We start from the raw sequence: 24,895 nt of genomic DNA on the forward strand, positions 1-24,895 counted from the left end.
GCCCCGAGGGGACCGTGAGGAAACCGCCAGGAGACCGCCCCGGAGAGGTAGGAAGAATGAGCACCGTAGAGCTCACCAAGGACAACTTCGACCAGATCGTGAGTGAGAACGACTTCGTTCTGATCGACTTCTGGGCTTCCTGGTGCGGTCCGTGCCGTCAGTTCGGTCCCGTCTACGAGGCGGCCTCCGAGCGCCACGACGACCTGGTGTTCGCCAAGGTGGACACCGAGGCACAGCAGGAGCTGGCGGCGGCGTTCGAGATCCGTTCGATCCCGACCCTGATGATCGTCCGCGACAAGGTCGCGATCTTCGCGCAGCCCGGCGCCCTGCCGGAGGCGGCGCTCGAGGACGTCATCGGTCAGGCCCGCGGCCTCGACATGGACGAGGTGCGCAAGTCGATCTCCGAGGCGCAGGCCCAGCAGGGCCAGTGAGCGCGGCGAAGGGGCGGCCCGGTGCGTCCGGGCCGCCCCTTCGCATGTCCGTCCGGGCCGTCCTTCGCGCGTCCGGGTGACGGGTCGGCGGACCGGGTCAGCGCTCCAGGACGAGCGCCAGGCCCTGTCCCACGCCGATGCAGAGGGCGGCGAGGCCCGTGCCGGAGCCGGCCGCCGCGAGCTGGTGGGCGACCGCGCCGGCGAGCCGGGCGCCGGAGGCGCCGAGCGGGTGGCCGATCGCGATGGCGCCACCGCGCGGGTTGACCACGGCGGGGTCGAGTTCCGGCCATTCCGCGAGGCAGCCGAGGGCCTGCGCGGCGAAGGCCTCGTTCAGCTCGAAGGTCGTCAGGTCGGAGAAGTCCCGGCCCGCCTTGTCCAGGGCTCGCCGCACGGCCTCCACGGGGCCGAGCCCGAAGAGCTGCGGCTCGATGCCGGTGACGGCGGAGGCCCGGATCCGGGCGAGCGGTTCGCGGCCGGTCTCGCGGAGCCCCTCCTCGTCGACGAGGAGAAGGGCCGCGGCGCCGTCGTTGAGCGGGGAGGCGTTGCCGGGCGTGACCGTGCCGCCGTCGGTGCGGAAGGCGGGCTTGAGCTTGGCCAGCGCCTCGGGCGAGGTGCTGTCACGGATGCACTCGTCGCGCGCGAGCTCGACGCCCTCGTACGGGACGACCTCTCCGTCGTACAGGCCCTTGGCCCAGGCCTCGGCGGCCTTGCGGTGGCTCGCGAGGGCGAAGGCGTCCTGCCGCTCGCGGCTGATGGCGTGCTTGTCGGCGACGAGTTCGGCGCCCTCCCCCAGCGAGACGGTCCACTCCGCCGGCATCCGCGGGTTGGTCATGCGCCAGCCGAGCGTCGTGGAGTGCAGCTGCTGGTGCCCTGCGGGGTAGGCGCGCTCCGGCTTCTGCAGCACCCAGGGGGCGCGGGACATCGACTCGACGCCGCCGGCGATGGCGACGGACGCGTCGCCGAGGGCGATCGCGCGGGCGGCCTGGATGACGGCCTCCAGGCCGGAACCGCACAGGCGGTTGACGGTGACGCCCGGCACGGACGTGGGCAGCCCGGCGAGGAGTACGGCCATCCGGGCGACGTCGCGGTTGTCCTCGCCGGCGCCGTTGGCGTCGCCGAAGTACACGTCGTCGACCCGGGCGGGGTCGAGGTCGGGGGTACGGTCGACCAGGGCGCGCACCACGTGGGCGGCCAGGTCGTCGGGGCGCACCGAGGAGAGCGCCCCGCCGAACTTGCCGATCGGGGTGCGGACGGCGTCGACGATGTAGACGTCGCGGATGCTCATCGGTTCTCTCCCACGTGACCTTCGCGTACGGGCATCGGATGCGGGAACGAAGTCGGCGTTCGCCTGGTGAACCTTTCTTCGTTCCTGCCGGCCCGAGTCTCCGCCCCTCTCCGGCTCCTGTCAACGGCCCCCTTGGGTCGTCTCCGGACCCCTGATCAGCGCGGTCAGGCCGTAGTCGAGCTCCCGGCCGTCGACGAGCAGGGCCTCCACCGTCCGCGTGTCGGGATCGATGTCGGCCACCAGGCCGTGCCCCTCGTAGATGGGATACCCCGTCTCGCCGGTGCGCCCGGTCGCCTCGACGACGGCCGAGCGGACGGCGCTGTCCTCCACGGAGGCGTCACCGCGGTCCTCCACGTGCTCGGACACCAGCAGGATCTCGAACCGCTTCGGGTGTGTACTCATGCACCGACGCTAAGACGGCGGACCCCGACGCGCCCGGCCGGACCCCCGGGCCGTACGCGGGAGGCGGGCCCCCGGGCCGTACGCGGGAGGCGGGCCCCCGGGCCGTACGCGGGAGGCGGGCCCCCGGGCCGTACGCGGGAGGCGGGCCCCCAGGCCGTACGCGGGAGGCGGGCCCCCAGGCCGTACGCGGGAGGCGGGCCCCCGGGCCGTACGAAGCAGGGGGACGCCCAGGCCGTACACGGCAGGCGGGACGCCCGGACCGTACGCGCCCGGCCGGCCCCCCGGGGGCGTACGCACCCGCCGGGAGCCGAGGCGCCCGCGCGCTCGGCAGGCGGCCCGGAGCCTGGGCGCGCCCGACCGGAGGCGAGAAGCCGGCCCGCGCCCGCCCGATGCGAGAAGCCGGCCCGCACCCGCCTGGAGGCGAAGGGCCCGCCGGCGGCCGGGCGGACCGGGACGGACGCGCTCAGCTGGACTCGCGGTGCACCACCCGGGAGGCGAGCAGCTCCTGGGGTTCCGGCGCGGCGTCCGGTTCGCGGACCGCCCGGTCGACGAGTTCGGCGAGCTCGCGGCCGACGACCATGTCGATGTGCACCGTGCTGAGCCGGGGCCGCAGCAGCCGGCCGAGGACGAGGTCGTCCGAGCCGACCACGGCGGTCTCCCCGGGGATCCGGACCCCGGCGTCCTGGAGCGCCCGCATCAGAAGCATGGCGTACTCGTCGTTGTAGCCGAAGACCCCGTCGAGACCCAGCTCGCGCCAGCGCCCGGCGAGCTCGTTCGCCGCCTCCTCCTCGTACGCCAGGGGCAGAGGTACGACGGTGGCGCCGACCTCCTCGGCCGCGGCCCGTACGCCCTCCAGGCGGGGGCCCGAGAACATCTCCAGGCCGGGCTCCTCCGGCATCACGACCCCGAGGGCGCGGCGGCCGCGCTCGACCAGGTGGGCCCCGGCCACCCGGCCGACCCTCGACTGGTCCATGACGAGGGCGTGGGCGCCGGGCACCTGCTGGGGGCCCACCGTGATGACGGCCCTGGCGCCGGAGCGCTTGAGCAGTTCCACCCCGGACGGGGTCAGCTCGACCTGTCCGAGCGAGACCACCGCGACCGGACGCAGTTCGGCCCAGGCCCGGGCCGCCTCGTCGGCGTCGAGGCCGACGCTGCCGTACTGCACGACCGTGTAGTCCAGGCGGCGCAGCGCCCACTGGAGGTCGTTGAAGAAGCGGCTGTACAGCGGGCCGATCGGCACGTGGGCGGTGGGCAGCAGGACCATCCGGCTGTGCCCGGCGCGGAGACTGCGGGCGGCGGCGTGCGGGACGTAACCGAGTTCTTCGGCCGCCTCCCGGACCCGGCGGCGGGTGGGCTCGCTGATCCTCACGGCCGCGGTGTTGTTCAGGACGTAGCTCACGGTGGCCCGGGAGACCCCCGCGAGCCGCGCCACGTCGGCGCTGGTGGGGACGGAGCGTCCGGCGGAGTGCTTGGGTGACTGACTCATCGATCCGGCATCTTTCCAGAACGATCCGGCGCAGGGTCTGGCGGATGGCCGGATTCCAGTGCTACACAAGATTTACACGAGTCACTGACACGTGTAACCCCTCGTTCATCCTTCCGCTCCTCGCCCCCGTATCGGGCGATCACTCCAGGAGGGCACCGTGGCCCTTTCCTCCCCCGGCACATCCCCCGGCACCGCCGAGGAATCCGGTACCGCTTCCCCCGCCGCTCCCCGGCCGACCCGGGGGCTGCTCCCCCTGCTGCTCGCCGGGAACACGGCGATGTACGCGCTGTACATAGGTGTCCCCGGCATGCTGCTCGCGCTCCAGATCGAGGAGATCGCGCCGGCGGACAAGGTGGCCAACTTCGGTCTGGTCTCCGGTGTATCGGCCATCTTCGCGACGGTCTTCAACCCGGTTGCCGGTGCGCTCTCCGACCGCACGGGGCGGCGCAACCCGTGGATCCTCGCGGGCGGGCTGCTCGCCCTGCCCGTCATGCTGCTGCTCGGCAGCGTGCACACGATCCTGCTGGTGACGATCGCCTGGTGCCTCGGCCAGGCCGTGATGAACTTCTACCAGGCCGCCATCACCTCCGTGGTGCCCGACCGGGTCCCGTTCGCCGCGCGCGGCAAGGCCTCGGCCGCGGTCGGCCTGGGCCTGCCCGTCGGCTCCACGATCGGCGCCCTGGTCGGCGCGGCCTTCTCGGACGCCTACCGCACCGGATACCTCGTCTTCGGCGCGATCGTCGCGGCCACCGCCGTCCTCTTCACCTCCTGCGCCCGTGAGCAGCGCATGGCCCCCAAGGCCCCGATGCCGGTCAGGGCGCAGCTGGCGGCCTTCGGCAGCGCCCTGAAGAACCACGACTTCCGGTGGGCGTTCATCGGCCGCGCGCTGCTCGTCCTCGGCTACTTCGCCGTCGGGGGCTTCCAGCTCTACATCCTCAAGGACCACACCGACCTGCCCGCCGGCCTCGGCGCCGAGGAGGCGGTCGCGGTCCTGATGCCGCTCAACTCGGTCGCGATGGTGGTCTCCACCGTCCTCGGCGGCTGGCTCTCCGACCGCTTCGACCGGCGCAAGTTCTTCGTGGGCGCGTCCGCCGTGCTGGCCGCCGTCGCCCTGCTGATCCCGGCCGTCTCGGACAGCTGGACCGCGATGCTGGCCTTCTCCGTGGTCAACGGCCTCGGCTTCGGCTGCTACATGGCGGTGGACACCGCCCTGGTGACGATGGTGCTGCCGAAGGCCGAGGACGCGGCGCGCGACATGGGTGTGCTGAACATCGCCAACGCCGGCCCGCAGATCGTGGCCCCGTTCGTCGCCTCGACGATCGTCTCGCTGAGCGGCGGATACACGGCGCTGTTCCTCGTCGCCGCCGTACTGTCGGTGCTCGGGGCGCTCGCCGTGCGCCCCATCCGTACCGTGCGCTGAGCGCCGCCGCGCGCCCGCACCTGGCAGAGAGGCACCGCCCGTGCAGCTGCACACCAGGACCTGGGGAGCCGGGGAGCGTGTCGCGCTCCTGGTCCACGGCTTGATGTCCGACCACCGCACCTGGCGGCGGGTGGGGCCGGCGCTCGCCGAGCGCGGCTACCGGGCGGTGGCGGTCGACCTGCGGGGGCACGGAGCGAGCGGACGGGCGACGGGTCCCGCGGGGTACGCCCCGCGGGACCACGCGGACGATCTCGTCGCATCCCTGCCCGCTGGGGCGGAGTTGGCGATCGGGCACTCGCTCGGCGCGCTCGCGCTCGCCCTGGCGGTGGAGCGGCTCGCCCCGCGGCGGGCGGTGTACGTGGACCCGGCCTGGCAGCTGCCGGGCGGCCGGCACGGCTACCGCCCGGAGATGTTCACCGAGGCGAAGCTGCTGACCCGGGAGCAGGTGCGCCTGTTCAACCCGCGCTGGACCGAGGAGGATCTGGACGTCGAGCTCGACACCGTACGGGTCTGGGACGAGCGCTCGGCCCACGGCCTGGTGCCCTTCGCCGGGCGGGACCTCGGGCCGCGTCGGCCCGCGGTGCCCTCGCTCGTCGTGCTGGCCGAGCCGAGCCTGCTGGTCCCCGCCGGGCACGCCCTGCGGCTGAAGGAGCACGGCTTCGAGCTGCGTTCGGTGCCGGGCGCGGGGCACACCGTCCAGCGGGACGACTTCGACGGGTTCATGACCGCTCTGGACGGCTGGATCTGACGTACCTTTTGGTTCATGGACGACGCTTCGATGGTGGGACTGCTCGGCCGGGTGACCGGCACCGTCGGGCCCGGCCTCGTCGGTGAGGTGATCGTCCGCATCCGGGGCGGCGCCGAACACTTCCTCGCCTACTCGGCCTCGGGGAGGGACCGGATCGAGACGGGGACGGTCGTGATGGTCATGGAACATCTCCCTCCACGCACCGTGTATGTCACAGCCGCGTACGACAGTTGACCGATCCATTGAGCGGCGCCCGCCCCGGGCGCACACTCCCTTCACCGGAACCGCACGGGTCCGGTGAAGGGGGACCAGCCCATGAGCCTCTGGATACTGGCGGGCGCCGTCGCCGGCGCCGTCGCCTTCCTGATCGCTCTGTTCAAACTGATGTGGCGCGTCGCGGAACCCAACGAGGCGCTGATCATCTCGGGTTCGAACCACCGGACGGAGGGCCTCGGCGAGGGGATGGGGTTCCGGATCGTCACGGGACGGGGCACGCTCGTCATGCCCGGTGTCCAGGCGGTGCGGAAGCTCTCGCTCGACCTCAACGAGACGCAGCTGTCCGTGGAATGCGTGACGCACCAGGGCATTCCGCTGAAGGTGCGGGGTGTCGTCATCTTCAAGGTGGGCGACGACTTCGTGTCGATCGCCAACGCCGCCCGCCGCTTCCTCGACCAGCAGAAGCTGATGTCGGAGCGGGTGCACATCGTCTTCGCCGGTCATCTCCGCGCCATCGTCGGCGGGTTGACGGTCGAGGACATGATCCGTGACCGGGAGAAGCTGACCGGTCAGGCCCGCTCCGCCTGTGGCACGGAGATGGAGAAACTGGGGCTGATCGTGGACTCGCTGCAGATCCACGAGATCGAGGACCCGACCGGCTACATCAAGAACCTGGCCGCGCCGCACGCGGCGGCCGTGCAGCGGGACGCGCGCATCGCGCAGGCGGAGGCCAACCGGCGGGCGACCGAGGCGGAGCAGCAGGCCGCGGCGCGCATGTCGGAGGCGACCAGGGACAGCGAGATCCTGCAGGCGGGCTATCAGGCCGAACGGGACCAGGCGTCCGCGAAGGCCCGGCAGGCCGGTCCGCTGGCCGACGCGGGGGCCCGCCAGGAGGTGGTGGTCCAGGAGACGCGGGTCGCCGAGCTGGAGTCCCACTTCAAGGAGCAGCAGCTCCAGACGGAGGTCCGCAAGCCCGCCGACGCCCTCGCCTACGAGAAGCGGACGCTGGCGGCGGCCGACCGCGACGCCCGCATCCTGGCGGCCGAGGCCGAGGCCAAGCAGACCGAGTTGGCGAGTGCGGCCGCGGCGTCGGCCACCCGGGTGACGGGTGAGGCGGAGGCCGCCGCGGCCCACGCGAAGGGGCTCGCGGTGGCCGAGGCGACGCGCGCCAAGGGGCTCGCGGAGGCCGAGGGGATCAAGGCGCGGGCGGCGGCCCTCGCCGAGAACCAGGAGGCGGTGGTCGCGCAGCAGCTGGCCGAGAAGTGGCCGGAGATCGTGGAGGCGGGCGCGTCCGCGTTCGGCAACGTCGACCAGATGGTGCTGCTCAACGGGGCCGACGGCATGTCGGAGATGTTCGCCAAGGCGCTCACCATGGGCGGGACGGGACTCGGGCTCGCCCGTCAGCTCCTCGCCAACATGAAGCCGGACGCTCCGGCGCCCTCCGGGCCTGCGGCGGCGGAGGTGGTGCCCGCGCAGCGTACGGAGGAGATCACGATCGGCGACGACGCGTAGTCCCTGACAGGGCGCGGGGCCCTGTGCCCGGCCTCGCGCCCGCTCCCGGACGGAAGGCGGGGCCCTGTGCGGGGCCTCGCGCTCGCTCCCGGGCAGAAGGCGCGCCCCGGTGCCGGGCCTCGCGCCCGCTCCCGGACAGAAGGCGAAGCCCCGTGCCCGGCCTCGCGCCCGCTCCCGGACAGAAGGCGGGGGCCCGGTGCCCGGCCTCGCGCCCGCTCCCGGACGGAAGTCGGGGCCCGGTGCCGTCCTGGCGCCGGGCCCCGTTCGTTCGCCTGCCGCGGTGGGGCGGGTGGGACCGGTCAGCAGTCCTCGTCCTTCTTCACCGCGCCCAGGACGGCGGTGCCGTCGGGGGCGAGCTCCTGGGTGCAGATCTTCCAGTCGGCGGCCGCCGGTGAGTCCACGGGGACGCTCCGGCCCTTGCCGGAGACGTCCTCGACCCGCAGGCCTCCGGTCAGTTGGCTGTACGCGCCGGCGACGCTGCCGCCGATCATGTCGGGAAGGCCTCCGCCGCGGCCCGAGGTCTCCGTCGGGGTGGTGGTGGCCGTCGGGACGGTGTCCGAGGTGACGGTGGGCGTCGCCGCGGCCTGCGGGTCCGGGGAGGACGTGCAGGCGGTGAGTCCGGCGATCAGGGCGATGCCGAGGGCCGCGGCGAGACGGGCGGTGCGCATGTTCCCCCCAGGGACGAGCGTGAATGGAGGTACATCATCCACGCACCGTCCCGACTACGGACATCCGCCTGTCAGTTGTGCCCGAACCTGCGTTCCTTGCGGTGCGACGCGACGTCGATGGCCGGGCGCGGCGCCCCGGGCATGGCCGACTGCGTGCTCGTCTTGGTCTCGACCGCCGCTCGGTGTTCGTGGCCGCCCGTTCGGGCGCCCTTGTTGACCCGGGTCTGTTTCTTGCCCACGATCGTGCCTCCCGTGGTCGGAGAACTTCTTCCCAGACTCGCACGGGGGTACGAAACCTGCACGTCAGGCCGGGCGTGTCGGAACGCGCGGACGCTACGGTGCCGGGATGACGATGCCGACGTACACGACGACCGAGGCGGACCCCCACGCGATCGGGCCGGTCCGCACCTCCTACGCACCCTCGCACGACGGGGACCCCGATCCGGGGGAGATCGTGTGGACCTGGGTGCCCTTCGAGGAGAACGACGGACGGGGCAAGGACCGCCCGGTGCTCGTCGTGGCCCGCGAGCCGGGGGGAACGCTGCTCGCCGTACAGCTGTCGAGCAAGCGGCACGACCACGATCGCGAATGGGTGGCGATCGGCGCGGGGTCCTGGGACGCCGAGGGCCGCGAGTCGTGGGTGGACCTGGACCGGGTGCTGCGGGTGCACGAGTCGGGGATGCGGCGCGAGGCCTGCGCGCTCGACCGGCCGCGCTTCGACCGGGTGGTCGCCAGGCTGGTCGAGCGGTACGGCTGGGCCTAAGGCTGGTCGAGCGGTACGGCTGGGCCTAAGGCCGGTCGAGCCGTACGGCTGGTCCCAGGGCCGGTCGAGCGGTACGGCTGGTCCGAGGCTCTGCCCTTCGGGCGGCAGCCGCCATGATCCGGAAGGCACGGCCTCGGCCGTCTCCGTGCGGCCCCGGCGCGCTCGCGACGCCTGCACGCCCGCCTCGTCGTTCGTATCGGACGCGAGCCCGGCGTGGTCCGCGAGCGCCCTGGGTGTTCAGGACGGGTCGAGGACGCTCCGGAAGGCGCCCAGGGTGGCCCGGTCGCGCGTGCGGTCGAGGATCGCGAAGACGACCTCGCCGAAATGGCCGGCGAACCGGCCTGCGCCGGTGAGCTGCGCCTTGAAGGTGCCCGCGACCTCGGCGGGGTCGTTCTGGAAGACGCCGCAGCCCCAGGCGCCGAGGACGATCCGGCGGTAGCCGTGCGCGGCGGCGGTCTCCAGGACCCGTTCGGCACGTGAGGCGAGGGCCGCGGGGACCCGGTCGGCGAGCTCCGGGGTGCGGCGCCGGATCACACCAGCGTTGGGCGCGGGTGAGGTGAGGAAGCCGACCGTGAAGGGCTCGTCGAGCAGGCGTCCGCCGTCGTCGCGGAAGACGGGCACGCCGGGCGAGTGGATGACCCGGTCGGTATAGAAGGCGTCCCGTTCGGCCCGGTGGTGCTCGTAGTACTCCGGTGCGCGCAGCAGCGTGGCGTAGAGGGCGGAGGAACGGCACAGGGCCTCCTCCTGCGCCTGGGCGCCGTTCAGGTAGCCGCCCCCGGGATTGCGGGCGGAGGCGAAGTTGAGCACGGCCACGGGGGTGGCGGCGTCGGCGCGGACCATCCGGCGGGCGGCGGCGAGGCTGCTCTCGCCGGTGACCTGCAGGGTCGGCGTCCGGTCGGTGCCGGGGGTGACGGGCACCGGTTCGGGGCCGTGCAGCCGGGTGCCGGCGAGGGCCGCGGCCAGCTGTCCGGCGAGGGGGACGGTCCGTCCGTCCGGCGCGGTGTAGTGGCCCGCGGCCACGATCTCCTCGTTCTGTCGGGCGAGGGCCCGCAGTCGTGCGCTCATGGGCCGAAAGCATGATCGACCGGCTTCCGGGGCGGCAACGGGTTTTCCCGGCGCTGCCTCCTGGGATGCCGGAGGCGCTCTTGCACGCCCGTGCCGGGTGGCTTTAGGTGGAATCAGCGCTTTCCCAGGAGGTGGAGCGATGACGACACCGTCGTCGAGCGGCATACCCCGGGGCGGTCCCCCGCTGACCGAGGGGGATGCCGAGGATCTGCTGCGATGTATCTGTTTCAAGACGGGACCGCCGCGGACGGTCGGGGCCGAGCTGGAGTGGCTCGTCCACGAGCTGCGTGACCCGCGCGTTCCCGTCCCGCCGCACCGGCTGGCCGCGGCGATCGACACCGTACGGGCCCTGCCGCTGGTGTCGGCCCTCACCTTCGAACCCGGTGGGCAGCTGGAGCTCAGCTCGCCGCCCGCCGCCTCCCTCATGGAGTGCCTGGACTCGCTCGCCGCCGATCTGCGGGCGGTGCGGGGGGCGCTCGCCCCGCTCGGACTCGGCCTCAGCGGCTACGGGGTCGATCCCTGGCACGCGCGCCGCGCGCGGGTGCTGCACGAACCCCGCTACGACGCCATGGAGCTGGTCCTCGGCAGGACCGGCCCCGCCGGGCGGGCGATGATGTGCGAGTCGGCCTCCGTGCAGGTCTGCCTCGACGCGGGTCTGGAAGGGCCGGGACCGCTGGGCTACCGGCGGCGCTGGCGCCTGGCGCACCTGCTGGGCGCGGTGCTGGTGGCGGCGTTCGCCAACTCCCCCGTGCACGGCGGGCGCCGGACCGGCTGGCGCTCGACGCGGCAGTTGCTGTGGGAGGAGCTCGACCCCTCGCGGGCGCTCGCCCCGTCGCCGGACGGTGCCGCCGACGGAGCGCCGTACGGGGAGCCGCGCGCCGCCTGGGCGGCGCACGTCCTGGACACGCCGGTGATGTGCGTCCGGATGCCGAGCGGGCCCTGGGCGGTGCCGGAGGCCCTGACCTTCCGGGACTGGCTGCGGAAGGGCGGGCCGCGCCGGGCGGACGCCGACGATCTGCGGTATCACCTGACGACCCTCTTCCCACCGGTCCGGCCGCGCGGACACCTGGAGCTGCGGATGATCGACGCGCAGTCCGGCCCCGACGGGTGGATGGTGCCGATCGCGGTGACCACCGCCCTCTTCGAGGACCCCCTGGCCGCCGAGGTGGCCCACCGGGCCGTCGAGCCGCTGGCGGCGCTCGCCGGTCAGGATCCGGCACCGCGCAATCCGCTGTGGCGGATCGCCGCCCGGGAGGGACTGACGGACCCGGCGCTGCACAGGGCGGCACTGGAGGTGTTCCCGGCGGCGCTGGAGGCGCTGCCCCGGATCGGGGCCTCGCCCTCGGTGGTGGCCGCGGTCGCCGCCTTCCACGAACGGTACGTGACGCGGGGCTGCTGCCCGGCCGACGAGCTGCAGGAGGTGGCCTCATGACCACTCAGGAGACCGCGCCCGACGAGAAACCCGTCGACGAGCACGCGCTGCGGCTGCGGGTGGTGACGGCGCTGGGCGCCGCGCGGGACCGGACGGAGCTGCTCACCTCCTGCGTGGAGGAGCCCGAACTGACCGCCCAGCACTCGCCGTTGATGTCCCCCTTGGTGTGGGACCTGGCACACATCGGCAACCAGGAGGAGCAGTGGCTGTGGCGGGCCGTCGGCGGGCGTGAGGCGCTGCGGCCCGAGATCGACTCGCTGTACGACGCCTTCGAGCACCCGCGGGCGACCCGGCCGTCACTCCCGCTGCTCGCGCCCGCCGAGGCCCGGGCGTACGCGGCGGACGTCCGCACCCGGATCCTGGACCTCCTCGACGGCACGCGTCTGGAGGGCCGTCCGCTGGTGGAATCCGCGTTCGTCTTCGGGATGATCGCGCAGCACGAACAGCAGCACGACGAGACGATGCTGATCACCCATCAGTTGCGGAAGGGGCCCGCGGCGCTCACCGCTCCTCCCCCGCCGGCCACCGCCTCGGCCCTGCCCGGGCAGACCGAGGTCCTGGTGCCCGGCGGCCCGTTCACCATGGGTACCTCCGACGAGCCGTGGGCGCTCGACAACGAGCGGCCCGCGCACACCCGGATCGTGCCGGCCTTCCTGATCGACACCGCTCCCGTCACCAACGGCGCCTACCAGGCCTTCGTCGCCGACGGCGGGTACCACGACGAGCGGTGGTGGCAGTCCGAGGGCTGGGACCAGATCCGCGAACACGGCATCGAGGCACCGCTGTTCTGGCGGCGCGAGGGCGGCGCGTGGCTGCGCCGCCGCTTCGGGGTGACCGAGCCGGTGCCCGAGGACGAGCCGGTGCTGCACGTCAGCTGGTACGAGGCGGACGCCTACGCCCGCTGGGCCGGGCGCCGGCTGCCCACCGAGGCCGAGTGGGAGAAGGCGGCCCGGCACGACCCGGCGACCGGCCGCTCCCGGCGCTATCCGTGGGGCGACGCCGACCCCGGCCCCGGGCACGCCAACCTGGGGCAGCGGCACCTGGGGCCCGCGCCCGCCGGAAGCTATCCCGAGGGGGCCTCCCCGCTCGGGGTGCGTCAGCTGATCGGCGACGTGTGGGAGTGGACGGCGAGCGACTTCCTGCCGTACCCGGGCTTCCGTGCCTTCCCGTACAAGGAGTACTCCGAGGTCTTCTTCGGACCGGCGCACAAGGTGCTGCGCGGCGGCTCCTTCGCCGTCGACCCGGTGGCCTGCCGGGGCACCTTCCGCAACTGGGACCTGCCGGTGCGGCGCCAGATCTTCGCCGGCTTCCGCACCGCCCGGAACGCGGAGGCGGCCTGATGTGCCGGCATATCGCCTACCTCGGCGCACCGGTGCCCCTCGGCGAACTCCTGCTCCGTCCCCCGCACTCCCTGGAGCGGCAGGCCTGGGAGCCGCGGACGCAGTCCAGCGGCGTGCTGAACGCCGACGGCTTCGGGGTCGGCTGGTACGCCGAGGGCGATCCGGTGCCCGCCCGCTACCGGCGGGCGGCACCCATCTGGGGCGACCTCTCCTTCGTCGACCTGGCCCGGGTGGTGCGTACGGGGGCGCTGCTCGCCGCCGTGCGCGGGGCCACCCTGCCGGGGGCGGACGGGGAGGCGGCGGCGGCGCCCTTCGCGGCCGGCCGGTGGCTGTTCAGCCACAACGGGGCCGTCCCGGGCTGGCCCGGCTCCCTCGTTCCGCTCGCCGCGGCGCTGTCGGCGGCGGAGCTGCTCGACCTGGCGGCGCGGACCGACTCGGCCCTGGTGTGGGCGCTCGCGCTGCACCGGCTGCGGGCCGGGGACGCCCCCGAGCGGGCGCTCGCCGACACCGTGCGGGAGGTGGCCGCGGCCGCCCCCGGCGCCCGGCTCAACCTGCTGCTCACCGACGGGGCGACGATCACGGCGACGGCCTGGGGGAACTCGCTCTGGTACCTCTCCGGGCCCGGCCGGACGGTCGTGGCCTCCGAACCGTACGACGACGATCCGCGCTGGACCGAGGTGCCGGACCGCACGGTCCTCACCGCCTCCCGCACGGACGTCGTCCTCACCCCGCTCAAGGAGCCCTCCCCGTGAGCCCCTTCCAGCTGACCCGCACCCTGCCCGCGGACGCCACCGGCGCCGCCCTGCGCGCCGACGTGCTCCACGGCCTGACCCGCAGCCCGAAGGAGCTGCCGCCGAAGTGGTTCTACGACGCGCGCGGCAGCGAGCTCTTCGAGGAGATCACCCGGCTGCCCGAGTACTACCCGACCCGCGCCGAGCGGGAGATCCTCGTCTCCCGCTCGCACCAGATCGCGGCCGCCACCGGCGCGCGGACCCTGGTGGAGCTGGGCTCCGGGTCGTCGGAGAAGACGCGCCATCTGATCGACGCGCTGCTCCCGGCACTGGACGCGTACGTGCCGGTGGACGTGTCCCAGTCCGCGCTCGAGGGCGCGGGCGAGGCGCTCCTCGAGGAGCGGCCCGGGCTGCGCGTGCACGCCCTGGTCGCCGACTTCACCCACGGGCTCGATCTGCCGCCCACCGTGGGGCCCCGGCTCGTGGCGTTCCTGGGCGGCACCGTCGGCAATCTGCTCCCGGAGGAGCGGCGGGAGTTCCTGCGGGGCGTCCGGGCGATGCTCGTGCCCGGCGACTCCCTGCTGCTCGGCACGGACCTGGTGAAGGACGAGGCCACCCTGGTGGCGGCGTACGACGATGCCGCCGGCGTGACGGCCGAGTTCAACAAGAACGTGCTGGCCGTCCTCGGCCGGGAGCTGGGTGCCGACGCCGACCCGGAGGACTTCGAGCACGTGGCGCTGTGGGACCGGGAGCACGAGTGGATCGAGATGCGGCTGCGGGCACGGCACGCGCTCGTGGTGAAGATCCCGGAACTCGATCTGGTGGTGCCGTTCGAGGCGGGTGAGGAGATGCGGACGGAGGTGTCGGCGAAGTTCCGTCAGGAGGGGGTGCGCACGGAGCTGGCGGATGCGGGCTTCACGCTCTCCCACTGGTGGACGGACGAGGAGGGCCGGTTCGCGCTGTCGCTGGCGACGGTGGACTGAGCGGCCCGCGCGAGGGCGCGGCGGTCCGGATAGCGGGTGCCGGACATCGGATCCAGCACCCGTATCTCGGCGTCGATCCGCCGCGCCGTCGCGATCCGCCAGAGCGACGCCCCGAGGGTGTCCTCGCCGACGAAGGCCGCCGGTCCCGCCGGACGGTAGGCGATCCGTACGGGCTGGACGGCGGAGCCGCTGTCCAGCGCGGCCTGGAACGCGGCCCGCCGGAACGCGCCCCCCGTCGTCCCGCACCAGGTCGAGCCCTCGGGGAACACGACCACCCGGCCGCCGTCCGCGAGGGCGCGCGTCATCGCCGCGACCGTGGCCGGCAGGCTCCTGATCCGCTCCCGGTCGATGAAGAGGGTCCCGCAGAGCGCGGCGACCGTGCCGAGCACCGGCCAGCCGCGCACCTCGCGCTTGGCGACCATCCGGCCCGGGAGCACGGCGCCGATCAGCGGGATGTCCAGCCAGGAGACGTGGTTCGCGACGACCAGGAGCGGGACGCCGGCGGGCGCGGTCGCGCCCGTGACCCGGACGCGCACCCCGAAGGCGCGCAGCACCGTGCGGCACCAGAGGCGTACGAGGAACACGCGCCGGTCCGGAGGCAGCAGGAGCGCCGGCGGGGCGAGCAGCACGCCGAGGAGGACGACGAGGAGCCCGGCGGCCAGCCGGAGCACGGCCCGGCCGGTCCCGCCGCGCGGGGCGGCGGGACCGGGGTGGGCGGCGCACCGGCCGGGTGTGCACGGCGCCGTGGGGAGCCACGGCGAGCGGGCCGTGGGGCCGGTCACCGGGCGGGGGCGAGCGAGAGGAAGTGGCGCAGGTAGCGGGGGTTGGTGCGGCGCAGGGAGAGCAGCACGTAGAGGTCGGCGACGCCGAAGTCGGGGTCGTGGGCGGGCGCCCCGCAGACCCAGGCGCCGAGCCGCAGGTAGCCGCGCAGCAGCGGGGGCAGCTCGACCCGGCCCTCGGCGGGGGCGACGCCCTCGGGGGTCCAGAGGCGGTGCGGGGTGACCCAGTACTCCTCGGGGGCCAGGTGCCTGGTCCTGACGGTGTCCCAGGTGCCGGCGGCGAGGGTGCCGCCGTCGGCGAGCGGCACGGAGCAGCAGCCGGCCAGCCAGTTGTGCCCGGTGCGGGTCATGTAGCGGGCGAGGCCGGCCCAGACGAGGGCGATGACGGCGCCGTTGCGGTGGGCGGGGTGGACGCAGGAGCGTCCGACCTCGACCAGGTCGTGGCGGATCGGGGCGAGCCGGGCGAGGTCGAACTCGCCCTCCGAGTACAGCCGGCCCGCGACGGCGGCCCGCTCGGGCGGCAGCACCCGGTAGGTGCCGACGACCTCTCCGGTCTCCTCCTCGCGGACGAGCAGGTGGTCGCAGTAGGCGTCGAAGGCGTCGCTGTCGAGGCCGGGCTCGGGCCCGTCCAGGTGGGCGCCCATCTCGCCGGCGAAGACCAGGTGGCGCAGCCGCTGGGCGGCGCGGACGTCCTCCTGGTTCCTGGCGAGACCGACGAGGTAGCGGGGCTGCGGCCCGGCCCCGGGCCGGGGCTGGTCCGGTACGGCGGCGAGGGTCTCGCGGGCCGGTCCGGCGACGGTCTGGGCGAGGGGTACGGCGGCCATGGCGGGCTCCTCCGGCACGACGGAAGGGGACGTTCGGGGCCGGGCCGTGCGAGCGGTGGCCCGGCTCCTCGTTTCTTCCGTGAGTGGCTGGATTCGACGTGACCGTGCGGGGGCCGAATGATGTGGAGGCGCTGAATGGTGGGCGGAGCGGTTACTCGGCGAGGGAGTCCGTGATCTGCTCGGACGCGTCCTCGGCGGCCTGCCGGGGGTCGTCGCCGGAGAGGACCGCGGTCATGTAGGGCTTGATGGGGTTGTCGGCCTCGACGTCGGCCCACTGGGGCGAGTTCGGGGTGGCCCGGCCGCGGGCGGCGCCGACGGCCATGGTCGCGGTGGCCTCCTGGCCGGCGACGACGGAGGCCAGGGAGGTCTTGTTGGGCACGTAGTTCATGGCGCGGGCGAGTTCGCCCTGCCACTTCTCGCCGGCGAGCGCCTTGACGACCTCGAGGGCGGCGGTGCGTTCCGGCGCGTTCTCGGGGATGATCAGGTCGGAGCCGCCGGTGAAGACGGCGCAGGGCTGCCCGGCCTTCTTGCCGGGGATGGGGAAGAAGCCCAGTTTGTCCTTGAGTCCGGGGTTGGCCTTGGTGATGGCCGATATCGCGTTGGGGGTCGCGATGATCTGGGCGACGTCGCCCCGGGCGAACACCTCGGCCTGCGGCGGGGTCTGCTCGTCGGCGTTTTTGGGGCCCTTGCCGAGCGCCTGGAGGTCCTTGTAGAAGTCCATGCCGCGCAGGGCGGCCGGGCTGTCGAGGGCGCCGGCCCAGACGCCGCCCTTGTCGACGGCGAGTTCGCCGCCCTCCTCCCAGATGAAGCCGGAGAGCGTGTACCAGTCCTGTCCGGCGAGGTAGATGCCCTGGTTGCCGTCCCGGTTCAGCTTCCCGGTGTCGTCGAGCCACTGGTCCCGGGTGGTGGGCGGCTTGACGCCGGCCTCGGCGAAGAGGTCCTTGTTGTAGATGACGATGCGGTTGGCCGCGTACCACGGGATGCCGTACTGGGCGCCGTCGATGCTGCCGGGTTCGGCCAGGCCGGGGATCCAGTCCTGGCCGCCGAGGTCGCGCACCGACTCCAGGGTGAGGTCGTAGAGTTTCTCGGTGTCGGCGTACTGGGCGACCTGGGTGTTGCCGACCTCGATGACGTCGGGCCCGCCGGAGCCCTGGATGGCCTCGGTGACCTTCTTCCCGATGCCCGTCCAGTCCTGGATGGTGACCTTGAGCTCGACACCGTCGTGCTCGGCCTCGTAGGCCTCGGTGAACCGCTGGAGGAAGTCGTCGCTGACGCTGTCGCGCATCAGCCAGAGGTTCACCGTGCGGGTCTTGCTCCCGCCACCGGGGAGCAGCCCGCACCCGGCGAGGGAGAGGGCGGAGACGACTGCCAGGGCACAGACGAGACGGCGGTTCTTCACGGAGGTCACCTTCTGCAGGGGAGCTGCTGACCCGACGTGGGGGGACCGAACGGAAGGTTCGCGCGGGTGTGTGGCCTGGATTCTGGTCTGGACCAAAGCGGATGGTCAAGTCCTCTACCAACTCCCCCGCGCTCCGCCGACCGGCGGCGGACGTGTCGCGGACCCCGGCCGGGTGGGGCACGGTGGAGGGGACCCGCACCGAGGGCACCGAGAGGAGTCCGGCTTCCATGTCGAACCACACCTACCGCGTCACCGAGATCGTCGGCACGTCCACCGAGGGCGTCGACCAGGCCATCCGCAACGGCATCGAACGAGCCTCGCAGACCCTGAGAGGTCTCGACTGGTTCGAGGTGACCCAGGTACGCGGCCACCTCGTGGACGGGACGATCGAGCACTACCAGGTCGGCCTCAAGGTCGGCTTCCGTCTGGAGGAGGGCGCCTGAGGCCGTCTTTTCGGAGCTCCGGAAGAGACGGCTCGGAGGGCCTCACGCCCGCCCCTCGACCTCCTGCGCCTCCTTCAGCGCCTCCGACGCCGCCGCCCACCGGGCGCGGACGACGGTGAAGCCCGCCGCCTCGGCGGCGTCGCAGACGAGTTCGTCGTCGTCCACCAGGACGCGGACCTCACGGTCGCGTTCCAGCCGGCGCAGTACGTCCAGCTTGGTCTGCCGTGCCGGGCGGAAGTCGCGGTCCCTGCGCATGTGCACCGGCCCCTCCGGGAGTCCGTGCGCGGCGAGCCAGTCGAGGGTGTCGCGGCGGCAGCGTTCGGGCCGCCCGGTGAGGTAGACGATGTCGCACTCCCCGGCGGTCTCGCGGCACAGCGCGAGGCCCTCGGGGAGCGGGGGGTCCGCGGGGGCGGCGGCGAAGAAACCGTCCCAGTCGCGCGGACGCCCCTCCAGGAAGTGCTGCCGGTGGGCGGTGGAGGCGAGGGTGTTGTCGAGGTCGAAGACGGCCACGGGCCGGCGGTGTCGGATCACTCCCCCAGCCTAGGCAGCGGGCGGCGCCGGGGAGCGGGCGGACACCGCCGGGGAATCCCCGGGGCCCCATGGCGTTGAACCCTGTGTGACCGGCATGACGACACCCCTCGACGGCATCCGCCTCTCCGTCCTCGACCGCTCCCGCACCCGGGAGGGCGAGGACGGCGCCCAGGCACTGCGCGACACCGTGCGCCTGGCCCGGGAGGCCGAGGCGCTGGGCTACCACCGGTTCTGGGTGTCGGAACACCACGGCGTGCCCGGGGTGGCCGGCTCGGCGCCTACCGTGCTCGCGGCCGCCGTCGCCGCGGCGACCACGCACATCCGGGTCGGTACCGGCGGGGTGATGCTGCCGAACCACCAGCCCCTGGTGGTGGCCGAGCAGTTCGGGGTCCTGGAGGCCCTGTTCCCGGGCCGGATCGACATGGGCCTGGGCCGTTCGGTGGGCTTCACCGACGGCATCCGGCGGGCCCTGGGCCGGGACAAGGAGGACGCCGACCGATTCGCCGCCCAGCTGGAGGAGTTGCTCGGCTGGTTCACCGGCGAGCAGACCGCCCACCCGGAGGTGCACGCCCGCCCCGCGGAGGGCCTGCGGGTGCCGCCGTACGTGCTGGCCACCGGGGAGGGCGCGGCGATCGCGGCCGCGGCGGGGCTGCCGCTGGTCGTGGGCGACCTGCGCGGCCGGGACCGGCTGCTCGACGCGGTCGACGCCTACCGGGCCGCGTTCCGGCCCTCGCCGTGGGCCGCGGAGCCGTACGTGACGGTCGCCGGCACGGTCGTGGTGGCGGACAGCGAGGAGGAGGCGCGCCGGCTGCTGATGCCGGAGGCGTGGTCGCTCGCCCACGCACGGACCCGCGGGGTCTTCCCGCCGCTGGCCCCGCCCGAGCGGATCGAGACGCTCGCCATGACGGAGAAGCAGCGCGGCTACTACGAGTCGGGGCTCGGCGGGCACGTGTACGGGACGGAGGACCGGGTCGCCGAGGCCCTGGCGGCGGTGGTGAAGGAGACGGGCGCGCAGGAGATCCTGGTGACCACCAGCACGTACGACCGGGACGCCCTGCTCGACTCGTATCGCCGGCTCGCCCGCCTGGCGGGCCTGACCAGCGCAAACACCGCGAGCCGAGCCTAGAATCATCGGATGCGCGACCCCGAGACCGACACTCCCGGCAGCTCTTCCGCCGCTCCCCACGACCGCTTCGTCCGGGTCAGGGGAGCCCGCGAGCACAATCTGCGGGGCGTGGACGTCGACATCCCGCGCGACGCGCTGACCGTCTTCACGGGGGTGTCCGGTTCGGGGAAGTCGTCGCTGGCCTTCGGCACCCTCTACGCGGAGGCCCAGCGCCGCTACTTCGAGTCGGTGGCCCCCTACGCGCGGCGGCTCATCCACCAGGTGGGCGCGCCGAAGGTCGGCGAGATCACCGGCCTGCCGCCGGCGATCTCGCTCGAACAGCGCCGGTCGGCGCCGAACGCGCGCTCCTCGGTGGGCACGGTGACCACGCTGTCCAACTCGCTCCGCATGCTGTTCTCCCGCGCGGGCAGCTATCCGCCTGGTGCGGAGCGCCTCGACTCCGACGCCTTCTCCCCCAACACCGCGGCCGGGGCGTGCCCTTCGTGCCACGGTCTGGGCCGGGTGCACGGGACGAGCGAGGAACTCCTCGTCCCCGACCCCGGGTTGTCGATCCGGGGCGGCGCGATCGCGGCCTGGCCGGGAGCCTGGCAGGGGAAGAACCTGCGCGACGTCCTGGACGCGCTCGGCCACGACGTGGACCGGCCCTGGCGGGAGCTCGACGCGAAGGACCGCGAGTGGATCCTCTTCACGGACGAGCAGCCGGTCGTCACGGTCCACCCGGTACGGGAGGCGGGCCGCATCCAACGCCCGTACCAGGGGACGTACATGAGCGCCCGGCGCTATGTGATGCACACCTTCTCCGACTCGAAGAGCGCGACGCTGCGGGCGAAGGCCGAGCGGTTCCTGACCAGTGAGCCGTGTCCGCTGTGCGGGGGCAGCCGGCTGCGGCCTGAGGCGCTGGCGGTGACCTTCGCGGGCCGCACGATCGCGGAGCTCGCGGCGCTGCCGCTGACCGAGCTGGCGAGGACGCTGGACGGGGCGGGCGGCACGGAGACGGCCCGGGTGCTCACCGGGGACCTGGTGGCGCGGATCGCCACGGTCACCGAGCTGGGCCTGGGCTATCTCAGCCTGGACCGGGCGACACCGACGCTGTCCAGCGGGGAGCTGCAGCGCCTGCGGCTCGCCACGCAGCTGCGGGCCGGGCTCTTCGGGGTGGTGTACGTGCTCGACGAGCCGTCGGCCGGACTGCATCCGGCGGACACCGAGGCGCTGCTCGTGGTCCTGGACCGGCTGAAGGCGGCCGGGAACACGGTGTTCGTCGTCGAGCACCATCTGGACGTGGTGCGGCACGCCGACTGGCTGGTGGACGTGGGCCCCCGGGCCGGGGAGCACGGCGGCCGGGTGCTGTACAGCGGCCCGCCCGCGCGGCTCGCCCAGGTGGCCGGGTCGGCGACCCGGCGCTTCCTCTTCGACCGGGCGCCCGTGCCCGAGCGGACGGTGCGCGAGCCCGCCGGGCTGCTGCGCACCGGTCCGGTCACCCGGCACAATCTGCGAGGCCTGGACGCGAAGTTCCCGCTCGCGGTCCTGACCGCCGTCACCGGGGTGTCGGGGTCCGGGAAGTCGACCCTGGTGGGCGCCCTGACGGAGGCGGCCGAGCGGGCTGACGGCGTGGCACGGGTGGTGACGGTCGACCAGAAGCCCATCGGGCGCACCCCGCGCTCCAACCTGGCCACGTACACGGGCCTGTTCGACGTCGTGCGCAAGCTGTTCACGGCGACCGAGGAGGCACGGAACCGCGGGTACAAGGCGGGCCGGTTCTCCTTCAACGTGCCGGGCGGGCGCTGTGAGACCTGCCAGGGCGAGGGGTTCGTCTCCGTGGAGCTGCTGTTCCTGCCGAGCACGTACGCGCCCTGCCCGGACTGCCACGGCGCCCGCTACAACCCGGAGACGCTGCAGGTGCGGCTGCGCGGACGGACGATCTCCGAGGTGCTCGACCTGACGGTCGAGGCGGCCGCCGAGTTCTTCGCCGACACCCCCGCGGCCGCCCGCAGTCTGCGCACGCTGCTCGACGTCGGTCTCGGCTACCTGCGGCTCGGGCAGCCCGCGACGGAACTGTCGGGCGGCGAGGCGCAGCGCATCAAGCTGGCCGCCGAGCTGCAGCGGCCGCGCCGCGCGCACACCCTCTACGTCCTGGACGAGCCGACGACGGGACTGCACCCGGCGGATGTGGAGGTGCTGATGCACCAGCTGCACGGGCTCGTCGAGGCAGGGCACACGGTGGTCGTGGTGGAGCACGACATGGATGTGGTGGCGACCGCGGACTGGGTCCTCGACATGGGCCCGGGCGGCGGCGACGAGGGAGGCCGGATCGTCGCCCAGGGACCGCCGGCGGCCGTCGCGGGAGCCCCGGACAGCCGGACCGCACGCTTCCTCGCCGCCCGGCTCGCGCGCTGACTCCGCCCCCGAAGCCTTTCCCCGCCTTTCCGCCCGGGTCCACCGGACCCGCCCCCGGGGCCGGGTCCCCGGTCCGCGCGGGGGTGTAGCTGGATACACCCCGCTCGGGCAGCCGCCTCCAGGGCCCGCGCCCGCGCCGGACGGCAGAGTCGACGGTGACGGAGACGGACCGGGCGACGGGGAGGCCGAGGGCATGGGCAAACGGGGACGGAAGGCGGAGGCGGGGGTGTTCCTCGCCGTGGCGTTCGTGGCAGCGGGACTCTTCGGGGCGGTGCAGCCGGCGACCGGGATACCGCCCGAGGTACTGCAGCTCACCCAGTTCGGGCCCGCGGCGGGGGTGCTCGCCCTGACGCTCCTGTGGCCCGCGCGGATCCGGCGACGCCTGGCCGGGGCGCTGAGCGCGGCGCCGGACCCGGCTCCGGCTCCGGCGCCGGGAGCGGGGGCGGGGGCCGCGCTGCCGCCCCCGCGCGGCACCGGGGCGAGGTCGGCGGCCGGATGGCTGCTGCTGACCGCGCCGCTGGTCGTCGCGCTGTCGGCGGGGGCGTACGCGGTGCTGCACGAGGGACCGGTGGCCACCGATCCGCGCACGCTGTCCCACCCGTTCCTGCTGGTCGCGGTGGCCCAGCTGGTGGGTGCCTGCGGCGAGGAGATCGGCTGGCGCTGTCTGCTGCAGCCGCTGCTGCGCACCCGGTTCGGGCCGCTGACCGCGTCGGTGCTCGTGGGACTGGTGTGGGGTGTGTGGCATGTGGGGGTGTTCGCGCAGGCACCGGCGTACGCGGCCGGGTTCCTGGTGGCGACGGTCGCGATGTCCGTGGTCCTCGGGCTCGCGCTGGAGCGGGTCCGGGGCGGCCGGCTGCTGCTCGCCGGCGGTTTCCACGCCCTGGTCAACCTGGGGATGCTGCTCTTCATGGACGAGGAGTCCGGCGCGGTGCCCCCGATGCTCCTGTTCGGGGCCGCCTGCCTGGTCGCGGCGGTCCCGTGGGTGCTCCGGACGGGCGGGCGCACGCAGGGGGTTACCATCGCGGCGGTGCGACGGAGCGCGCTCTGACATGGGGGAACGGTCGGTGGGGAGAGGTCGGTCGGCCTGGACGGCCCTCGGGCGGTGCCAGCGGCACTCGCTGAGCGCCCTGGTCCTTCCCCTGTACGGCGGCCTGGTGGTGGGCGCGCTGCTCCTGCTGCCCGTCGGCCTCGGGTTCCCGCTGCTTCCGCCCGCCGCAGCGGCCCTGCGCCGGCGTGCCGACCGGCAGCGGGGGCGTACCGCCACGTGGTCGGGCCGGCCGGTCGTCCCACCCGCTCCGCTCCCCCGCGCGGCCAGGGCGCTGCTCGGCGACGAGGGCTTCTGGCGTGAGCTGCGCTGGGCGTGGCTGGAGCCGGTCACGGGCGGTCTCGTCGTGGCGCCGCCGCTGTGCCTCTTCTGGTACGGGGCGTTCGGTGTGCTCGTACAGCCCTTCGTGTGGCGGGAGTTGGGCGAGGGGAACTGGTACGCCTTCGTGCCCGTCCGGTCCGTCGCGACCACGGCGGGCGCCCTGCTCCTGGGCCTCGCGTTCGTCGCCGCGGGCGTGGCGCTCGCACCCCGGGCGCTCGCCGGTCACGCCCGCTGGAGCGGCCGGGCGCTCTCCGCGCCGTATACCGCCGAACTGGTGCGCAGAATCACCCACCTGACGGACAGTCGGACCGACGCGCTGGACGTCCAGGCCGCCGAGCTGCGCCGTATCGAGCGGGACCTGCACGACGGGGCGCAGGCCCGGCTGGTGGCCCTGGGGATGACGCTGGAGGAGGCGACCCGGCTGCTGGACAGCGATCCGGCGGCGGCCCGCGCCCTGCTCGTCGAGGTGCGCGCGGCCTCGGAGCGGGCCCTGCAGGACCTGCGGGAGCTGGTACACGGCATCCTGCCGCCGGTCCTCGCCGACCGGGGGCTCGGCGACGCGGTGCGCTCGCTGGCACTGGACAGCTTCCTGGACGTGCACGTGGACGTCGCCCTGCCGCCCGGGCGCCTCCCGGCGGCCGTGGAGTCCGCCGCGTACTTCGCCGTCGCCGAACTGCTCGCCAACGCGGCCAAGCACGCGGCCGCCCGGGAGGTCCGGATCGGGCTCGGCCACTCCGGTGGCGTCCTGCGGGTGAGCGTCGCCGACGACGGCCGGGGTGGGGCCGACGCGACCTCGGGCGGCGGTGGGCTGCTCGGTGTGCGGCGCCGGCTGCTCGCCTTCGACGGAACCCTCGCCCTGCACAGTCCGCCGGGCGGACCCACTCTCGCGACCCTGGAGATACCGTGCGCGTCGTCCTCGCCGAAGACCTCTTCCTCCTCCGGGACGGGCTGACCAGGACGCTGCGGGAGCACGGCTGTGAGGTGGTCGCGGCCGTGGACAACGAGCCCGAGCTGCGCCGCGCGCTGCGCGAGGAGCGGCCGGACGTCGCCGTGATCGACGTCCGGCTGCCGCCGGGCTTCACCGACGAGGGACTGCGGGCCGCGCTGGACGCCCGGCGCGAGCGCCCGGGCCTGCCGGTGCTGATCCTGTCCCAGTACGTCGACCAGCTGTACGCCCAGGAGTTGCTGGCGGGCGGGGAGGGAGCCGTCGGCTATCTCCTGAAGGACCGGGTGACGCACACGGCCCAGTTCGTCGACGCGGTGCGGACGGTGGCCGCGGGCGGCACGGTGCTGGACCCGCAGGTCGTGGCCCGGCTGCTGGCCCGTGGCGACGCCCGGGGCACGACCGCGGCGCTCACCCCGCGCGAGCACGACGTGCTGAGGCTGATGGCCGAGGGCCGGTCGAACGCGGCGGTCGCCCACACCCTGCACATCAGCGAGAGCGCGGTCGCGAAGCACACGGCGGGCATCTTCGGGAAGCTGCGCATCGACCCGTCCGCCGACGACAACCGGCGGGTCCTCGCGGTGCTGGCCTACCTGCGCCGGTGACCG

General features: G+C 74.1%; 26 protein-coding genes. 16 read left to right on the forward strand and 10 right to left on the reverse strand.

All coding sequences use genetic code 11. The features are described from left to right. Positions 1-56 precede the first annotated feature (56 nt). A complete protein-coding gene (trxA, locus tag ACIRQF_RS04660; RefSeq protein WP_376630725.1) occupies positions 57-431 on the forward strand; it encodes a thioredoxin in 375 nt (124 codons plus the stop codon). 97 nt (positions 432-528) lie between these two features. Here the strand turns inward: trxA and ACIRQF_RS04665 are convergent, their stop codons facing one another. From ACIRQF_RS04665 to ACIRQF_RS04675, 3 genes are all read right to left on the reverse strand, one after another. Continuing rightward, positions 529-1,716, reverse strand: coding sequence for a thiolase family protein (locus ACIRQF_RS04665; protein ID WP_389751327.1), 1,188 nt, complete (start codon positions 1,714-1,716; stop codon positions 529-531). A gap of 120 nt (positions 1,717-1,836) precedes the next feature. Beyond that, complete coding sequence (locus tag ACIRQF_RS04670) at positions 1,837-2,118, reverse strand: hypothetical protein (RefSeq protein WP_376630729.1); 282 nt, start codon at positions 2,116-2,118, stop codon at positions 1,837-1,839. A gap of 463 nt (positions 2,119-2,581) precedes the next feature. Next, complete coding sequence (locus ACIRQF_RS04675; RefSeq protein ID WP_376630731.1) at positions 2,582-3,604, reverse strand: LacI family DNA-binding transcriptional regulator; 1,023 nt, start codon at positions 3,602-3,604, stop codon at positions 2,582-2,584. A gap of 157 nt (positions 3,605-3,761) precedes the next feature. On the opposite strand from ACIRQF_RS04675, the gene ACIRQF_RS04680 reads away from it, so the two are divergent. The 4 genes from ACIRQF_RS04680 to ACIRQF_RS04695 all read left to right on the forward strand — a co-directional run bounded on the left by ACIRQF_RS04680 (position 3,762) and on the right by ACIRQF_RS04695 (position 7,500). Next, complete coding sequence (locus tag ACIRQF_RS04680) at positions 3,762-5,024, forward strand: MFS transporter (RefSeq protein WP_389751323.1); 1,263 nt, start codon at positions 3,762-3,764, stop codon at positions 5,022-5,024. Positions 5,025-5,064: 40 nt separating this feature from the next. Further along, positions 5,065-5,772 (forward strand): alpha/beta fold hydrolase, encoded by a 708-nt coding sequence (locus tag ACIRQF_RS04685; protein ID WP_404088832.1) that lies wholly within the window; start codon positions 5,065-5,067, stop codon positions 5,770-5,772. A 15-nt stretch (positions 5,773-5,787) separates the two neighbouring features. Beyond that, positions 5,788-6,006: a hypothetical protein gene (locus ACIRQF_RS04690; protein WP_376630736.1), complete on the forward strand. Its 219-nt coding sequence runs from the start codon at positions 5,788-5,790 to the stop codon at positions 6,004-6,006. An 81-nt stretch (positions 6,007-6,087) separates the two neighbouring features. Continuing rightward, entirely contained in the window at positions 6,088-7,500 is a 1,413-nt protein-coding gene (locus tag ACIRQF_RS04695; protein WP_382485589.1) for a flotillin family protein, read from the forward strand. A gap of 299 nt (positions 7,501-7,799) precedes the next feature. Here ACIRQF_RS04695 and ACIRQF_RS04700 read toward each other — a convergent pair whose 3' ends face one another. Together ACIRQF_RS04700 and ACIRQF_RS04705 are read right to left on the reverse strand one after the other, a co-directional pair. Further along, positions 7,800-8,168: a hypothetical protein gene (locus tag ACIRQF_RS04700; RefSeq protein WP_404088835.1), complete on the reverse strand. Its 369-nt coding sequence runs from the start codon at positions 8,166-8,168 to the stop codon at positions 7,800-7,802. A 71-nt stretch (positions 8,169-8,239) separates the two neighbouring features. Further along, a complete protein-coding gene (locus ACIRQF_RS04705; protein WP_376630742.1) occupies positions 8,240-8,407 on the reverse strand; it encodes a hypothetical protein in 168 nt (55 codons plus the stop codon). Positions 8,408-8,514: 107 nt separating this feature from the next. Between ACIRQF_RS04705 and ACIRQF_RS04710 the strand changes: the two genes are divergently transcribed. Further along, a complete protein-coding gene (locus tag ACIRQF_RS04710) occupies positions 8,515-8,931 on the forward strand; it encodes a type II toxin-antitoxin system PemK/MazF family toxin (RefSeq protein WP_382485584.1) in 417 nt (138 codons plus the stop codon). 237 nt (positions 8,932-9,168) lie between these two features. Here ACIRQF_RS04710 and ACIRQF_RS04715 read toward each other — a convergent pair whose 3' ends face one another. Then, on the reverse strand, positions 9,169-9,996 hold the full coding sequence (locus tag ACIRQF_RS04715; RefSeq protein ID WP_404088838.1) for a TIGR02452 family protein: 828 nt from the start codon (positions 9,994-9,996) through the stop codon (positions 9,169-9,171). Positions 9,997-10,135: 139 nt separating this feature from the next. On the opposite strand from ACIRQF_RS04715, the gene egtA reads away from it, so the two are divergent. The 4 genes from egtA to egtD are packed head-to-tail and all read left to right on the forward strand — an operon-like array spanning position 10,136 to position 14,482. After that, the gene (gene egtA / locus ACIRQF_RS04720) at positions 10,136-11,428 is read left to right on the forward strand and encodes an ergothioneine biosynthesis glutamate--cysteine ligase EgtA (RefSeq protein WP_404088840.1); all 1,293 of its coding nucleotides are present in this window, start codon (positions 10,136-10,138) and stop codon (positions 11,426-11,428) included. Next, positions 11,425-12,768, forward strand: coding sequence for an ergothioneine biosynthesis protein EgtB (gene egtB / locus ACIRQF_RS04725; protein WP_404088842.1), 1,344 nt, complete (start codon positions 11,425-11,427; stop codon positions 12,766-12,768). The genes egtA and egtB overlap by 4 nt, the downstream gene beginning before the upstream one ends. Further along, on the forward strand, positions 12,768-13,520 hold the full coding sequence (gene egtC / locus ACIRQF_RS04730; protein ID WP_404088844.1) for an ergothioneine biosynthesis protein EgtC: 753 nt from the start codon (positions 12,768-12,770) through the stop codon (positions 13,518-13,520). Before egtB ends, egtC begins: the two co-directional genes overlap by 1 nt. After that, positions 13,517-14,482, forward strand: coding sequence for an L-histidine N(alpha)-methyltransferase (egtD, locus tag ACIRQF_RS04735; protein ID WP_404088846.1), 966 nt, complete (start codon positions 13,517-13,519; stop codon positions 14,480-14,482). Before egtC ends, egtD begins: the two co-directional genes overlap by 4 nt. Here egtD and ACIRQF_RS04740 read toward each other — a convergent pair. The 3 genes from ACIRQF_RS04740 to ACIRQF_RS04750 form a co-directional block, all read right to left on the reverse strand. Next, positions 14,377-15,264, reverse strand: coding sequence for a lysophospholipid acyltransferase family protein (locus ACIRQF_RS04740; protein ID WP_404088848.1), 888 nt, complete (start codon positions 15,262-15,264; stop codon positions 14,377-14,379). The genes egtD and ACIRQF_RS04740 overlap by 106 nt on opposite strands. Beyond that, positions 15,261-16,085 (reverse strand): GNAT family N-acetyltransferase, encoded by an 825-nt coding sequence (locus ACIRQF_RS04745; RefSeq protein ID WP_404088850.1) that lies wholly within the window; start codon positions 16,083-16,085, stop codon positions 15,261-15,263. The genes ACIRQF_RS04740 and ACIRQF_RS04745 overlap by 4 nt, the downstream gene beginning before the upstream one ends. Positions 16,086-16,236: 151 nt before the next feature. Further along, entirely contained in the window at positions 16,237-17,484 is a 1,248-nt protein-coding gene (locus ACIRQF_RS04750) for an extracellular solute-binding protein (RefSeq protein WP_382485568.1), read from the reverse strand. A 227-nt stretch (positions 17,485-17,711) separates the two neighbouring features. Here ACIRQF_RS04750 and ACIRQF_RS04755 point away from each other — a divergent pair, with 227 nt between their 5' ends. Continuing rightward, positions 17,712-17,927, forward strand: a complete 216-nt coding sequence (locus ACIRQF_RS04755) for a dodecin (protein WP_376630760.1) — start codon at positions 17,712-17,714, stop codon at positions 17,925-17,927. Between the two features lie 42 nt (positions 17,928-17,969). Here the strand turns inward: ACIRQF_RS04755 and ACIRQF_RS04760 are convergent, their stop codons facing one another. Then, a complete protein-coding gene (locus tag ACIRQF_RS04760) occupies positions 17,970-18,458 on the reverse strand; it encodes a hypothetical protein (RefSeq protein WP_404088853.1) in 489 nt (162 codons plus the stop codon). A 94-nt stretch (positions 18,459-18,552) separates the two neighbouring features. Here ACIRQF_RS04760 and ACIRQF_RS04765 point away from each other — a divergent pair, with 94 nt between their 5' ends. From ACIRQF_RS04765 to ACIRQF_RS04785, 5 genes are all read left to right on the forward strand, one after another. Further along, positions 18,553-19,584, forward strand: coding sequence for an MsnO8 family LLM class oxidoreductase (locus tag ACIRQF_RS04765; RefSeq protein WP_404088855.1), 1,032 nt, complete (start codon positions 18,553-18,555; stop codon positions 19,582-19,584). A gap of 9 nt (positions 19,585-19,593) precedes the next feature. Further along, a complete protein-coding gene (locus ACIRQF_RS04770; RefSeq protein WP_404088857.1) occupies positions 19,594-21,978 on the forward strand; it encodes an ATP-binding cassette domain-containing protein in 2,385 nt (794 codons plus the stop codon). Positions 21,979-22,171: 193 nt separating this feature from the next. Then, positions 22,172-23,026 carry a lysostaphin resistance A-like protein gene (locus tag ACIRQF_RS04775; protein ID WP_404088859.1) on the forward strand — a complete coding sequence of 285 codons (855 nt, stop codon included), beginning with the start codon at positions 22,172-22,174 and terminating at the stop codon, positions 23,024-23,026. Between the two features lie 16 nt (positions 23,027-23,042). Then, on the forward strand, positions 23,043-24,296 hold the full coding sequence (locus tag ACIRQF_RS04780) for a sensor histidine kinase (RefSeq protein ID WP_404088861.1): 1,254 nt from the start codon (positions 23,043-23,045) through the stop codon (positions 24,294-24,296). Beyond that, the gene (locus ACIRQF_RS04785; protein ID WP_376630770.1) at positions 24,248-24,892 is read left to right on the forward strand and encodes a response regulator; all 645 of its coding nucleotides are present in this window, start codon (positions 24,248-24,250) and stop codon (positions 24,890-24,892) included. The genes ACIRQF_RS04780 and ACIRQF_RS04785 overlap by 49 nt, the downstream gene beginning before the upstream one ends. The last annotated feature ends 3 nt before the right edge of the window (positions 24,893-24,895 follow it).

This window comes from Streptomyces sp. NPDC101191 (genome assembly GCF_044767915.1).
GTDB lineage: Bacteria > Actinomycetota > Actinomycetes > Streptomycetales > Streptomycetaceae > Streptomyces.

Bases quoted from the DNA above. Each gene is read 5' to 3' on its own strand.
- ACIRQF_RS04700 (WP_404088835.1), bottom strand. From the start codon at position 8,168: ATGCGCACCGCCCGTCTCGCCGCGGCCCTCGGCATCGCCCTGATCGCC.
- ACIRQF_RS04770 (WP_404088857.1), top strand. From the start codon at position 19,594: ATGCGCGACCCCGAGACCGACACTCCCGGCAGCTCTTCCGCCGCTCCC.
- ACIRQF_RS04710 (WP_382485584.1), top strand. From the start codon at position 8,515: ATGACGATGCCGACGTACACGACGACCGAGGCGGACCCCCACGCGATC.
- egtC (WP_404088844.1), top strand. From the start codon at position 12,768: ATGTGCCGGCATATCGCCTACCTCGGCGCACCGGTGCCCCTCGGCGAA.
- ACIRQF_RS04695 (WP_382485589.1), top strand. From the start codon at position 6,088: ATGAGCCTCTGGATACTGGCGGGCGCCGTCGCCGGCGCCGTCGCCTTC.
- egtA (WP_404088840.1), top strand. From the start codon at position 10,136: ATGACGACACCGTCGTCGAGCGGCATACCCCGGGGCGGTCCCCCGCTG.
- ACIRQF_RS04745 (WP_404088850.1), bottom strand. From the start codon at position 16,085: ATGGCCGCCGTACCCCTCGCCCAGACCGTCGCCGGACCGGCCCGCGAG.
- ACIRQF_RS04775 (WP_404088859.1), top strand. From the start codon at position 22,172: ATGGGCAAACGGGGACGGAAGGCGGAGGCGGGGGTGTTCCTCGCCGTG.
- ACIRQF_RS04765 (WP_404088855.1), top strand. From the start codon at position 18,553: ATGACGACACCCCTCGACGGCATCCGCCTCTCCGTCCTCGACCGCTCC.
- ACIRQF_RS04715 (WP_404088838.1), bottom strand. From the start codon at position 9,996: ATGAGCGCACGACTGCGGGCCCTCGCCCGACAGAACGAGGAGATCGTG.
- egtB (WP_404088842.1), top strand. From the start codon at position 11,425: ATGACCACTCAGGAGACCGCGCCCGACGAGAAACCCGTCGACGAGCAC.
- ACIRQF_RS04690 (WP_376630736.1), top strand. From the start codon at position 5,788: ATGGACGACGCTTCGATGGTGGGACTGCTCGGCCGGGTGACCGGCACC.
- ACIRQF_RS04675 (WP_376630731.1), bottom strand. From the start codon at position 3,604: ATGAGTCAGTCACCCAAGCACTCCGCCGGACGCTCCGTCCCCACCAGC.
- ACIRQF_RS04670 (WP_376630729.1), bottom strand. From the start codon at position 2,118: ATGAGTACACACCCGAAGCGGTTCGAGATCCTGCTGGTGTCCGAGCAC.
- ACIRQF_RS04665 (WP_389751327.1), bottom strand. From the start codon at position 1,716: ATGAGCATCCGCGACGTCTACATCGTCGACGCCGTCCGCACCCCGATC.
- trxA (WP_376630725.1), top strand. From the start codon at position 57: ATGAGCACCGTAGAGCTCACCAAGGACAACTTCGACCAGATCGTGAGT.
- ACIRQF_RS04755 (WP_376630760.1), top strand. From the start codon at position 17,712: ATGTCGAACCACACCTACCGCGTCACCGAGATCGTCGGCACGTCCACC.